The 14,443-nt window shown below is 63.9% G+C and carries 2 protein-coding genes; both read right to left on the reverse strand.

Annotated elements, in window-relative coordinates; translation table 11 throughout:
- Positions 1–273: 273 nt before the first annotated feature.
- A complete protein-coding gene (locus AOA61_RS12710) occupies positions 274–12,789 on the reverse strand; it encodes a filamentous hemagglutinin family protein (protein WP_099601873.1) in 12,516 nt (4,171 codons plus the stop codon).
- Positions 12,790–12,972: 183 nt separating this feature from the next.
- Positions 12,973–14,154 carry a substrate-binding domain-containing protein gene (locus AOA61_RS12715; RefSeq protein WP_099601874.1) on the reverse strand — a complete coding sequence of 394 codons (1,182 nt, stop codon included), beginning with the start codon at positions 14,152–14,154 and terminating at the stop codon, positions 12,973–12,975.
- Positions 14,155–14,443: the final 289 nt, after the last annotated feature.

The following is a 14,443-nucleotide window of genomic DNA, read 5'->3' on the forward strand; positions in this document are numbered from 1 at the left end:
GGGATGCCGGTTTAGCCGCCCTGCGCCATGGATGGCGCGTGGCGGCGGCCCCCCAAATCAATGTCGGATTACGGGCATGCCGAGCCTAGGCGAGGCACCGAGTGGTGGGGCGAAGGCTTTTTGGTTACTTTTGTGCCTTTACAAAAGTGACCCGCTGTAAGAGCGGAACCCTAAGCCGCCGTTACCCAAATAACGGATATGTACACCAGCAAAAAAAAAACGGGGCAATCAAAGATCACCCCAAAAGTCCAACGAGAGGCCCTACCAACCCAACTACAACGAAATCTGCTTCCTCTCCTCGTCCGTCAACCGCGCCCGCGCCTGTTCACTCAGAGGCCCCGCGCCCAGCACCTGCACCGGGCTGTTGGGGTTATACCCCGACGTCTTCTGCCCCTCTTCAACCCCACGCTGCACCGGCTCAGTCCCAAACCCGAGCACTTCCACCGTCACGATCGAAGCCCTGCCCTGCTTGGCCGCCGCCTGCTGACTGCGCGCCGCATCTTCCGCCGCCTGGGAGGCCGCTGCCCCCGCCGCGCTGGCCGAGCTCATGGCGCCGGTATTGACAGAGGCCGTTACAGGCACCCCAGACGATTTGCCCTGGGACTGGATATTCGCCGCGTTCACCACCCGCAAGGCCGCGATGTTGACGTTACCCGACACCCGAATCCCCGCCTCGCCCGCATCGATGGTGCCCAACGGCGCGATCAGGTCGATGTCTCCCGCCGGTACTTCCGGGATCGGGTTCAGCGTGGCGATCCCCGCACCGGTGCTCGGCACCGACGGCGACAGGCCCACGTTGCCCCAGTTGTCATAGACACGCTTGGGCGGTGTGTACACCACGGTGGTCTTGGAGCCGCGACCGGCGTTGATGTCGCCCTCGGCGGTCCACCCCATGATCGAGCCGCCAAAGGTGGTCATGATGCGGCTCTGCCCCAAGAGGATGCTACCCATGGAATACAGCTGAATGTCACCGGCACCCTGAGTGATCACACCCGCCGTGGACGGTGGCGCCGCGCCTTCGATGCCGAAGGTCTGGCCGCCGCCGGGGGTGAGCATCTGGATCGACCCACCGGCATTGGTGTGCACGCCCGAGCCGTTGAACAGTGTGATGTCGCCTTGGTAAGTGATCGGGTTGCCGGCCACGTCCCTGGTCGGGAACAACGCAGCGATCGCCGCACGGCCACGCAGGTAGCTGCCCTCGCGGACGCCGCCGTCCTGGTTGTACTCGCGGCCAGCGGCCTTGAGTTCGGCAAAGTACACGTCACGGGCAAACACCCGTTGTTGTTCAGCGGGTAATGCAGCGTAGTAAGCGCGGGCCTGCTCGCTGTCGCCGGCAAACCCGAAGCGCTCGGCCAGCCAGGTGGCCAGTTCGTCCTCGTAGGTCTTGGCCACTTTGCCGCCCTGCAAGGACTCGCCCGTTTGTGCCTGGTTGAGCGGGTTCAGGTAGCTCTCGACGAACCGTTGGTAATCCGGTCCGGTGGCGCCGACACCGGCCTGCATGACGATGCTCGCGCCAGGGCGGTTGTCGCCCGGCAACACCGCGCCGAGGCTGGTCACGCTGTGCTCGCCGCCCGTGCCTGTTAGCAGGATATTGCGCCCGGCCGACACTTCCAGCAGGCCGGGGCCGGCTACCTGGAAGTTGCTGTAGAGAATGTCGCGCCCGGCAGACACGATGGAGATGTCCTGCGTGTTTTTATGAATGAACAGATTGTCGCTTGGCGACGCGACGGTAAAACCATCAGTGCCAAAGGTACGACCACTGCTGACGATATCCCGCCCGGCCATCATGCGGACCGCGCCATTCCCTTCATACCAGGTCTCACCTTCATGCACTGACCCGGGTGTCTTCTGGAACGTGATTATCCGACCACTGCTCACCCCGACAAGGTCGCCGTCCATCGCATAAAACCGCGCCGGTTCAGCACTGCCCGCAGATGAAGCGGCTGTGGTGCCAGACCCGAATGCGAACAATGAGAGGTTGCCCGCGTTACCCGTGACCGACAGGTTGCTGGCGACCACGGCGTTGCCAACCCGGCCTTGGTACGCAGGATTCCACGGCGTCGCCATCGCACTGTTCGCCGTGCCGGACTGGCTAACCGGCATGCCGCCGGCGTAGATCGAGTCTTGGGCAAGGAACTGCAACTGGCCGTTTTCCCCAGGCGCCAACAGCAAGGGATAACTGTAGGCGCTGTCACCGTTGGTCTGCGTCTGCGCGGCTTTACCGTAATACAGGCTGCCGCCCGCTGCGGTAGCGTTAAGGATGGACGGGTAGACCACCGCCAGGTCGGCCGTCGCTTCGGAGCGGGTGAAGGGTGTGAGGTTGCCGCCCAGTGAAAACAGATCAATCGCGGTGTCTTTAGTCCACAACGTAAACCAGCTTGAACCGCTGCCGACTTTCGCGCCTTGGGTAAAGGGTGATACGTGCGAAAGCTGTACCCGGCCCGGGTCTTCGACGTTTTGCACCACTAAGTCGCCCAGGGTCTGCAGGTTGAACGTGGCATCACCGGGCACCAGGGTCATGCCACCACGGGCAACGCCACGGGTCGCGACCAATGGGTCGAACGCGCGAGTTTCGCCCGGGCTCTGGGTGGGGGAAATGCTGCCGTAGAGCATGTCGACGCTGCCCACGCTGGTGCTGCGCAGTTGCACATCGCCGCGCAGGTTGACCAGCACACCATCACGATGGTCCGCAGTCGCGGCCACGCTGGCCGGGTTCAGCGCGCCACCGATGCGCACGCGCAAATCGCCGCCGCCGGTCAACTGCTGGCTGCCATCGCTGGCGATCCGCCCCGTGCTGCCGACCGCCAGGGCCAGGCCCTGACTGTGGGGGTTTACAGTGGTGTTGTTGAAGCCATAGCCCAAGGTATCCAAGACCCCGGCATCACCGACCACGTTCACGTCCAGATTGCCGCCACCCAAGGTGCCGAAGCCGGTGAAGCCAAGCATTTTGTCCGCCGCCGTGGTCGCGGTGTAACTGCCGAAATTGATCCACCAGGCGGTGGGTTGAGCTTGCCCGCCCGTGGCCACGTCACCACTGCCCTGGCGCCACAGCCAGTTGCCGACTGCGGCCGAGTCCACTCCGGCGTCCTTGGGGTTGGGACGCGCATTGCTGGTCGCAGTGCTGGTGATATTACCGGTCAGGTCACCGCCGACATTCAGGGTCAGATTGCCCCCGGCCTCCGGGTACCAGGCCCGGTAGCGGCTGGTGGGTGAGCCGTTGACGAATTGCTCAAAGTAGCTTCCCGGATCGTTCAGCACAGCGCCGGACGGTTGAGCGTTGGGCTGGTTGTACGGGTCACCCGCAAACGTGCCGGTCGATGAAGTACCGGCGGTGTACACGCCGTACAGCGAATCCATGCTCAGGTTGCCCGCACTCAACAACTCCAGGTCACCGCGGCCGGTGCGGATCACACTGAAGCGTGTACTCGAAGGCGTCGCCCCGTATTCGGTCGTGCTCTGGGCCGCGCAATATTCGGGAGCCAGGGCGCAGACTTCATCCACCGTAGGCAGCTCCAGGCTGGCGAGGAACTCATTGGTGATCACCGCGCCCACGGGGATGATCACACCGGACTGGTTCAACAGATCGTCAGCCGCTTGCTGCGTCCACACGTAGGTCACTTTGATCGCGCAATACTCCGGCGCGCCGGCGCAGAAATCCTCGATCGACCCCAGGCTCAAGTCATCGAGCAATTGCTGGTCGATGGGGTCGCCCTCTTTGATGTCCAACCCAGCCTCGGTCAGCACCGCCACCGCTTCGGCCGTCCAGGTCTGAACGCCTTTGCTCGGCAATTCCTTGGCATACATGCCGTAGTGATTGTCGGCCAGGTGAATATCGCCGCTGCGCGGATGGGCTTGCAGCAGACGGCTGTCCGCTGCCTCGGTGTCGGCACCCGCCACCAGGCGCAACGACCACGATTGGGTGCCTTCGGCCAGCATCGGCGAGATGGCCCACACCTGACCGGCGTCGCCAGACACCCCAACCCGCAACTGCACCGAGGCAGCCCCGTTGGGCAACTTCACATCGGTGCCGGCGGGGATCAGCGCGCCCTTCGGCAGGGCTTTGCTGCCACTCAGTTGCACGATGTTATTGGCCAGGTTCGCCCCGTGCACCGTCGGCAGCGGTAAACCTTTGGGCCAGATCATGTCTTGCAGACGGGTGCCTTGGGTCAACAGTGTCCCGGCGCCCAATTGCGTGCCCGCCACCAGGGTGTGCGCCTCGGCGAGCAACGTACCGGCGGCAAACAACAGGTTGCCCCCGGCATCACGCACGTCCGCCGCCAATACGCTGCCCGCCGGCAGAACCAGGTCCTGGCCCAAGGTCGCGGCCACTGGCAAACGGGTGCCGGCGGCGACCGTCAGGCCTTTGATCGGCAGGTCGTAGTTGAGCGTGCTGCCCGCCGGGAACGCCGTACCGTCTGCCAGGGTTACACCGTTGCCCGGCACCACGATGGTGCCGCCGCTGAAGTCCACACCGGGCAGCAGCACCCAGCCTTTGTCATCCTCGGACACCGGCGGTTTGGCGAAGCCATCGTTGATACTGCCGTAGATATTCAAGTCCCCACCGGCGCGCAGCGTCAGGCTGCCGGACTCGCCGGAGCCGTAGACGGCATTGTTCTTCTGGCTGTTGGGGTTGAGGCTGGCATAGCGATAACCGGACAAGTCCAGGTCGCCCTGGACCACCAGGTCGCCGTCCGGGGTCTTGCTGACGATTTCCACACCGGGGCGCAGGTGGAAAGCGTCGGCGTAGGTCGCGTTATTCAAGCCGGCGAGCTTGTTATCCAGCAAGTTCGTATTGAGCAGGGCGGCATTGATGAAGGCCTCGCTCAAGGCGTGTTTTGCATCCAAATAACCTTGGGTGATTTCCTGATACGGCCTGCCACTGGCGGTCGGATCGCTTTTTTCGGGGGCGTCGTCGTAGGTCGCCATGCCGTTGAGGGTGATCGAGCGCGCGCCCTGAATGGTCAAGCGTCCACTGGCGTCGATCGCCACGTCATTGCCTGCCAACCGTGGTGCATTCAGTTCCAGGGTGCCGCGATTGCGTCCGTCATTACCAGCAGCCGCGCCGGTACCGTGGCGCAGGTCGATGCGTACGCCGTCGGCGAGGGTCAGTTGGCCGCTGCCGGAGCCCAGCACCACCGTGGCGCGGTTCGGCGAGTCGATGATCTTGCCGTAGCTGTCCACGCGCAGCTTGCTGCCGTGAGCGTCGAGAACGGCTGTGCTGTCCAGGGTCAGGCCGTTCTTGCCGGCCAGGTTGATACTGCCGACGCGCTCACCGCTGGCGTCCACCAGGCCGGTCACGCGCAGGCTGCCGTTGTCCACGGACACGCTGACGGTGCCGGCCTTGAGCCCGTTGCCGATGGTCAGGTCGCCCTGCTTGAGCTGAAAGCTGCGCGCACCGAACACTTCGCCCTGGTTCAGGCGTTGGTTGAGGTCGGCAAACTGCTGGTCCAGGGAGCCGCTGCTGCCCAGGCGCTGCGCCTGGATCTCCACGGTTCCAGCTGGTTGCGGCATAGAGGTGCCACCGGCGTTGTAGTAACCACTGCTGCTGCCGAGGATCTTGCCCTGCAGATCGACGATTCCACCCGCCGCATCCGTGGCCACCGCACGCAACTTGCCGGCTTGGTTGTGCTTGGCGGACAGGTCGATGGTCGAGCCCGCCGCCTGCAGGATATTGCCGCTGCGGCTGTCGAGCAGCACATCGCCGCCCCACCCGTATTGGGTCACATCGTTGAAGGTGATCCCACGACCGGCCACGTCAATCAGCGCGTCGTCGGTCAACACCACATCGCCACGGGCACTGAGGCTGACTTTACCGCTGGGCAACACCACCGCACTGGCCACGCGGATGCTGTCGCCTTGCAGGGACAGTGCGGCACCCTGGCCGCTGGCGTTGCCACGGGAGCCTGCCGAGGCGCCGATATCGATCGCACCGCCGGCTTTGATCGTGTTCACCGAGCCGGCCTCACCGGTCATCAGCGGGGTGCGAATGGTCAAGTTGCCGCCGCTGTACTGGAAGCCGCTGACCGGGTCATAGGCGCCCTGGCGCTGGTACACCGACAGACTGCCCTTGTGGTTGGCGGTGATGCGCTCGCTGGCATTGAGAGCAACGTTGGCAAAGCCCAGGGCCAGGCGGTCGAAGCTTTTTACAGTGCTGGGCTGGCCAAATTCGCCATAGCCAAACTCGATGCGCTCGGCATTGATATCCAGGCGCCCACTGCCAGTGCCTGCGCCGCCTGCCACCACCGCGCCGGGGGCGTTAGTAGCACCCAGCCAAATCAGGTTAGCGGTGTGAATGGTCGCGACATCGCTGGCACCACCGGCGCCGTAGATGGACGGGGTGGACAGCATCAGGTTGCTCAGCAGCGACTTGCCGGTCAGCGGGTCATAGGTGTCGAGGCTGGCGCTGCCGTAGAAGTTAAAACCGTCACGCGCCGACAACTGCAGGGTCTCCAGGGCCGGTGCGCCTAATTGCGTGTCGCCGCGCAGCAGGCGGTCGAGCAGCGCCTGGTTCAGGGTCAGGCCGGCTGGCAAGCGGTTTGCGGCAGCCGCCGCGGCGAGGGCTTCGACGCTGCCCAGGTTGATGGTGCTCACGCCCAGGTTGAGGTGACGAGTGCCATAGCGCACCTGGTCGCCCAGTTGGAAGGTGCTGTCGGTCAGGGCCACGATGCTGCCATCGGAATACAACCCGGTCTGGCCGGTGCAGACGCTCGTGCTGCATGCGCCGATGTTGATACCACCGCTGGTCACACCGCCGACTTGAGGGGCACTCACCACGTTCAGCAAACCGTTGGACACCGCCAGCATATTGGCAACCTGGTAGATAAAACCGTCGCGGGCATCGTAGCTGGCGGCACCGCGCCCCAGGGTGTTGATCGAAGCGCCCTGCTCTACCACGATGGCGCCGGTGTTGCTCACCAGGAACACTTCGGGCGCGGCAAGGGTGGCGCCCGCACGTAAAGTCACGTTGCTATCGGCGGCATTCACACCCGATGCCAGGCTTATGAAGTTGCCCGACTGGCCATACTCCACCATGGTCATGCCCCCCACCATCAGCCGTGAAGCACCGATGGCATTGAGGGTGTCGGCTTTAAGCGTAATGCCGGAAAAACCGGCGGTAGCCGAAGCGTCAGCCGCGATCACTTCAATGCCGAGCTTGCCAGGGTCCAGTACCGCTACCGTACCGCCATAGCCTCCCGTCGCGGCATCAAAACGTCCGATACCCTCGAAGGAGAATGCGTCGGCCCCCTGGCCGGGGCGCAGTGCCAGTTTCAGGGTCTTGGCGTCGGCTTCCAGCATGGGGCGCGGTACGCCTAACCTGGCCGCATCGGCTTTGGCGAATTGGGCGTAACTGGTTTCGTTGTATTGGGAATAACGGCGCAGGGTGTCCGCCGAAGTCAGGATCAACTGGCTGGCAGTGCTGTTGCGGATCCCGGTGTGGGCAATCGACAACTGCCCGGCCGTGGCCCACGAGCCATTGCGCATCAAGATGGTCGCGGCGTCGCTGCCGACTCCGGCCAGGCCATTGATCTCCACGCGATAGGCGCCGGGCATCAAGGCATACGTCGACGGCATCAAGGTATAGGTGCCTGCCGGCAACCCTGGCACACCCGCGCCGATGGTGACCTGCTGGCCAACCAGCGGCGCCACGGCACCGCCCTCCGCAGCCACCGGCGCTACGCCGGGTTGCACGCCCGGCACGATGGCGTAGATCGGGTTGGTGGACAGCCCCGGCAACACAAACCCGCCGTTGGCACCAAATTGCACCAGCGGGTTGTAACGCGCATCCGTGGAGCCGCCGCGCCCGGAAACAAACCCGGCGCCGAGTAACTCGCCACCGCCCGACAGGTCCAGGATGGCATCCGGCTGCACCGCAACCGACTGGCCGCCCAGAATGACGCCCACGCTCAAGTCGCTGTTGGTATTGGCCAGCCCGCCTTGGCCGAGGAATGTCACCGTCTTGCCGTTGTACTTGTAAACCTGCCCGTCCAGCGTGCCGCCATAGGGCAACACCAGGCCCTTGCCGCTCACCGAGGTGACGCTGCCCGGCAGCAATTGCACCAGGCTGCTACCCATGCTGCCGATATCGATCAGGCCCAATGGCGCGCGCACCACACCGCCTTGCTTGACGGTGGCAGCGCCCAGTTGCAGGCGTCCGAATGCCGAATACGGCAGGGGCGCGTCCGTGCTGCCGACGCGGCCAATGGTCAACGTGCGTAAAGGGTCAAACGTCAGGCCCTGCACAGCCGATGACTCGCCCAGGTAACCGGCGATGACACGGGCACTGACTTCCGTGCTCGGGTACACCTGCGCCGCCCGCAGGGTCATGTCGCCCTGAGTCAGTAACTGGGTACTGACACCGGTAATGATGTCGTTCGCGGAGGCGCCCACCAGAAAGCGCAAATCGCCCTGGCTGGTCAGGTTGACCTGGTCGAAGCCACGGCGCTCAAGGCTCGCCAGGCTATTGTCGGCGCCGTACAGGCTGCTGCGATTGCCGAAGATCACATTACCGCGCACTTCCACGAGGTCGCCGTCGGCATTGAACTGCGCCTCGGTTGCACGCTGGGATGGCGCCGGCAACACCGGCACCGGACGCACGTATAAATCCTTGCCCGTCTCGGGAGGCGCAAGGTAGCCCGCCAGCAACAGGTGCGGCGCCGTCAGGTTGATACGTGAGTTGCCTGCCGCGTTTTCACTGAGGCCATAACCACGGCTGTAAAAACGCAGGCTCTGGCCCATGTCCAGGCTCACATCACCGTCAAAGCTCAATAAGCCATTGCTCAACAGCGCGAGGTTATCGAAGCCGCCGGCAGTGACTTGATCCACACCCAGGCGGCCATGCCCGTACTCCAGGCTGTCGCCCAGCGCGGTCGGTTGGTGCACCTGGCTCAACACCAGGTCACGGACCTTGAGCACCCGATCGGTGACCCCGGCTTTCTGGTAATACGGGCTCTCCAGCGCCAGGTTGAGGCTACCGCCCGCCGCGCCGGCGCCACCGGCCCTGGCGACCAGGCTGCCATCCAGGTACAGGCCATTGTTGGAGGCCAGGCTGATGCTGCCGCCGTTACTGGCGACCTGCACCGCGCCCTGCCCTGGAATATTCAGCAAGGCCTGGGTGCCGGACGCGTCCAGGCGCGCACCGTCGCGCACGACCACGAACACGTCGCTGGCTGTGGCAAGGCCGGTGTTCAGGTCAAGCGAGCCGCCAATGTTGATAGTGCCGCCGTCGCGCACCACGCCGTAAGTGCCGCCACGGTAGTCCACCGCCGTGGCCGCCCGCGCCGCCACGTCGATCAACGCCTGTTCGCCAATCCAGATCGAGCGGTCATGGCCGATGGCGTTCACCGCCTCCGAGGCGCCGGTGGTCACACCGCCCAGGCTGACACTGCCGCCCCAGGCATTGAGCGTACCGTTCAGGGTCAATTGACCGATGCTGCGCAGCTTGATGGCCTGGCCGGGATCGACGTTGATCACGGCGCCGTGGCCCACGGTCAGGGCCGTGCTCGCCAGTTGCGCAGCCGTGGCGTAGACCGTGCCGGCGGTGAGGCTCAAACCGGCGCCACGGCGTTGGGTCAGCACGCCCTTGGTCGCGTCCTCCTGGTACAGGGGCGGCGTCCATTGCCCCAAGGCCGTGGCGGGATCGCTGCCCGTTGGCGTGGTGGACGCTTGGGTGCCCAAACGATAGGTCGGCAGGCTCACATCCACTTGCGTACCGTCGGTGACGATCAGCCCTTCGTTGCCGGTGATGTCGTAGGCCGAAAAACCCTTATTGAAGAAGTCGCCAGCCAGTTTCAGGGTGTCGCTGTCCACCGCAGCCGCGCTGTTGCCGATCTGCACCTTGCGTGCCTGCAAGGCCAGGGTGCCGCCGCCACTCACGCCAAAGCCGAGCACCTCGCCCTCCAACGCCAAGGCGCCGAGGGCGCCCAGGGTCACACTGCCGCCCTTGCCGCCGGTGAGCTTGCCGTCGACGCCGAGGGTCGCACCGGAGGACACATCCACCACACTGCCGGCCGCCAGGTTGACGTTGTTCGAACTGCGCAACGAGACCTTGCCGCCGTTGACATACGCCACACCGGTGCTGTTGGTCGGGTCGAGCAGTAGGTTGTTCCAGCGGCCACGGGCGTCGAGCTTGACGCCGGCCGCGACACTCACACTCGAACCACCGGCCAGGGTCGTGTCTTCGACCTCGCCCGCTTTCAGCGGGTTGACCTGGCTGAGGATGTTGCCCGCATTGATGCTGCCACCCAGGGCTGTCAGGTTGGCGTTGATATCAACCCTCGGTCCGAACAGGGTGATGTCGCCGCCGTCGGCCACGCTGAGCGCGCCATTGACGGTCACCTGCTGCCTGGCCGCGACCTTGATCGCGCCCAACGGGTTGCCACTGAGCTGCTCGCTGTCGAGCAGGATTTTGCCCTGGCGGTCCTGGGGCAACGCGGTGGCGAGGTCCAGGCCATCGGCGATTTTTTCCAGGCTGCCTTCGATCGACACCTCGTCGGCGTTCGCCCCCAAGGCGTAGCGCAAGGTGCCGGTGGTCTTGTTGTAGATCGGCGTGTACTGGCCAATGATCAACTGCGCGAGCTGGGCCATGGCTTTTTGGGATTGCTGGTAACCGTCCAGGTTGATGTTCGGCGCCTGGGTCTGGCGATCACCCTGGAACACCGCGCTGATCATCTGGCCTTCCAGCACTGCGCTGGCGGTGCTGACCACCAGCTTGCCGGCGTCACGGCCCACGGTATAACCGGCCTCGTTACGGCCCTGCGGAGCAATCATCGGGTTGTAGTAGTACTCGGTCTGGCCCCAGCGAACACTGGTGTCTTCATAGCCCTTGTAGATACCGGAATAAAGAATGTCGCCGGATGCTTTGGACAACTCGTACAACCGTCGATCCGGGCCCTTGAGCCAGGTTTGCCGGATATAGCCCCCTTGCACATCCACGGTGCCGCCCGACAAGTTGATCTGCGCGCCCTGCTGGGTCACGACATCTTTGCCGGTAAAGGTCACGGTGCCGCCCTGGGCCATCCATTCGCCCACCGAATGGCCCTGGGTGCCGAGGTAACCGCCGACTTCCAGCAGACCACCGGCGGTGTACCAGCGATCGGTGGCGTAGCCGCTGGTGCCGGCCGGGACAAACACCAGGTCGCGTAAGTCGACCCACACGTCGTTATTGATCAGTTGCCCATTGTCGCGGTTGATCGGCGCATCCCGCTGCTCGTTGCCCTGTACGTTGATCTTGATGTTGTTGGCTTCCATCGACACCTTGACGCCCACGGCGCCCGACACGTCGATCATCGCGCCATCGCGCACCAGGCTGCGTTGACCGGCGCTGACCGCCACCTGGCCGCCGGTGGCGAGGGTGATCGAGCCTTTCTGGAAGTCCACGGTGCCACCGCTGACGATCTCGATACGCGACTGGTCAGTGCGGTCGGCCACGGCGCTGAGGTGGTTGAACTGCCCCGTGATCAGGTTAGCCGGCGTGCCGTCGAGCTTGATCAGGCCATTGTCTTTCTGGCTGTTGAGGGCGGTGCTGCCACTGGCGTCCAACAGGATTGCAGTGGTGCTGCCCTCCCCCAGGGTGACGCTGCCGCCGGTGTCGCTGGCCGAGTTGAGCAAGTGAATGGAGCCGCGGGTGTCCACCGAAGTGCTGGCCAGGACCACGCCGTTTTGCTGAACCTGGTGCCCGGTCAGAGTGACGTCGCCGGTGGAGGCCATGATCAGGCCTTTGTTGATCACCTTGCCTGCGCTGCTGCCCGGCTTGAGGCTGGCGGCGACTTCATTGCCACGGGTGGTGGAACGCTCGTTGCCCGCCGTGCCCACCCCTTTGCGAATGTAAAAGCTGTCACCGGCCGCCAGGGTGGTCTGGCCCTTGGCGGTGATGATCGTGCCGGCGTTTTCCACTTCGGTGCCGAGCAGCAAGGCATAGCCGCCCGCGTCGGTGGAGGTGGCGGCGTTGTGGGTCTGGATCAACGCACCGCGCTGCACCTCGACCTTGCCCGCCGCGTCGGTGAACGTCGGTTGAGTGCCATTGGTGTCGACATAAAGGCCGCGCTGGATGAACTGGTCATCGGTGATCGTCGCGGCAGCCGCCACCAGGTTGCGCACATTGACCTGGCTGGTGCCACTGAAGACAACGCCGTTACGGTTCATGATCATCACCGTGCCCGCGCCCTGAATCTTGCCCTGGATTTCGCTGGGGCGTGCCTCAGGGTCATTGACGCGGTTGAGCACCGCCCAGGTGGACTGCTGCTGGAAATCCACCGTGGTGTTGCGCCCGACGTTGAACGTCTCCCAATTGAGGATCGCCTTGTCGGCGGTCTGCTCAATGCTCACCGTGGTCTTGCCGCCCGCCTGGGTCTGGGTCGGCGCCTTGGCATTGGTCCAGCCCTGGGTCAGGCTGTTGTCCACCTGCAAGCCGCCTTTGCCGAGGCCGTCGGGAATCGTCGAGACCTGACCGAACGCCGCCTGCCGACCGGCCGCCTGCGCCGCCTGCTGCGCCGCAATCGCCGCGACCGTGGTGTTGAGCGTGCTGATGGACCGCGCCAACTGCTGGTTGACCCGCGCCTGCTGGTTCAGCGTCGGCACCGACGGCATCTGCCCCGCATTGATCCGCGCCGCCGTCGTCGCCTGGGTCGCCCCCTTGGCCGCGAACCACGCTGGGCTGAACGCCGTCGCCGCATGGGCATTGCCCGCCACCACCAACAAGGCAATGACCTGAGCCAGAGGCTTGAGGCGCAACACAGTCTGGGCGTGCGAGCCCTGGGCATTCAGCTTGAGCGTGGGTTTGCAGCGGACCATCGGGAATCTTCCTTCTTTGTAATCGCCAGGAGCAAGACAGGCTCACGTATGAGGGTTAGGCGGTTGGCGAGGGGCGGGACTGAACTTCTGTCATGCAAAGTTCATAAAGGGCTGCTAACGCAAAAAAATCAGCAACGGCACAGGCCGTTGCTGATCGGGGTTGCGGGTCGTTGAAAGCCTGGGTTACAGCGGACGACCGATGGCGTTGCAGACGCTGGTGTTACCGATGCCTTGAGCGCTGGAAGCGGTGGCAAAGGTGTCACGCACGGCTTTTTTCCAGTTGGCTGGCAGCGGCACGAAGCGGTTGTTGTTGATGGCGGTGTCGTTGTTGATCAGGTTGCCGTAGTGGCGGTTGAAGAACGCACGGACCTGAGTGGTCTGGGTGGCGTCGGCGTAGCACTGGCTGAAGATCACGTTAGTGAAGCCCAGGATCGGGTAGCCGCTGGATGGGTAGGCGAACGTCGCCGGGCCGCTGGCGGTGGCAGCGAATACCGGTACCCAGTTGTCCGGGTTAGTGGCGTCGATGAACGAACCATCGGCACGGGCTTCGGTTGGCGCAGGGATCTGGCCAATGGCGGTGGAAACGTTGGCAGGCGCTGGCGAAACACCGCCAATCTTGGCCACTTTGGTGGCGTCATCCAGACCGGCCAAGGTGGTCGCCGCGTAATCCGGGCTCATGTAGGTGATCGCGCCATCTTGAGCGTTCAACGCGGTCATTACGCCTTGGCTGCCGGTAGCGGCCACTGCGCCAGCAGGCAAGCCTGCACCGTAGCTGGACGAAAAGGTGGTGGTCACGGCGAACGGTTGCGTCTCAGCGCACTTGGCGTTGAGGAAGCGCGTGAACAGTTCGGTGGTACCGCTGGACTCGCTGCGGTAGATCACTTTGATCGCGCCGGTGCGACCCGAACCAGTGATCTGGTTCCAGTCGGTCAAGCGGCCCGAAAACACGCCGCACAGTTGGTTGACGCTCAGATCAACCGCGTTGGCGCCAGCCTTGTTGAATGGAATGGCGACCGAAGTGGCCACCGAAGGCGCCTGGATCAACTTGCCCCAAGTCGCTTGTTTGTTGGTTTGGTAAGCCAGCAGCTCAGCAGCCGTCAGCTTGGAATCGCTGCCTGCCCAGTGCACGTTCTTGTTAGTCACGCCCGCCACGAACTTGGTGTAATCGTTGTTCAGGAAAGCCGCCTTGCCGTTGCCGCTGCCCACGCCGATGTAGGCGGCGAAGCCAGTGGTGAGGACGCCGGAGGTTTGGTACAGCGGCTGTGGCAAGGTTGCGCCGCCGCCGTTGATGTCAGCCATTGCAGCCTGGGCCGAGCACAGTGCAGCGAGGGTCATGGATACCGCGAGAACGTTGCGCTTAAACATGAAGAATCTCCTTTCGTCGTGTTTGTACGTTTGGGGTAGATGGCTCTTGCATGACGCCATGGCTTCGGTCCCAAGCCGTGATAAAGGGGTGGCCGGGGGTGAAAACCATGGAAGAGAAAGTCGCAGTTTCCGATGACAGATGTAGGAAAAAACCTCGGGAGGAAACACTTGATTTTTAAAAAGATTCTCGGGTGTTTTGGTCATGATTCTGAGCGATTTCAGCCCAGGTGACAGCGAGGTTTCAGAGGCCCTGCCGTGGAGGCGGCAGGAACCGTTGGCAGATGACGGA

Source organism: Pseudomonas sp. 2995-1, assembly GCF_002742505.1.
GTDB lineage: Bacteria > Pseudomonadota > Gammaproteobacteria > Pseudomonadales > Pseudomonadaceae > Aquipseudomonas > Aquipseudomonas sivasensis.

Excerpts from the sequence above, each read along its gene's own strand:
- AOA61_RS12715 (WP_099601874.1), bottom strand. The coding sequence starts at position 14,154 with ATGTTTAAGCGCAACGTTCTCGCGGTATCCATGACCCTCGCTGCACTG.
- AOA61_RS12710 (WP_099601873.1), bottom strand. The coding sequence starts at position 12,789 with ATGGTCCGCTGCAAACCCACGCTCAAGCTGAATGCCCAGGGCTCGCAC.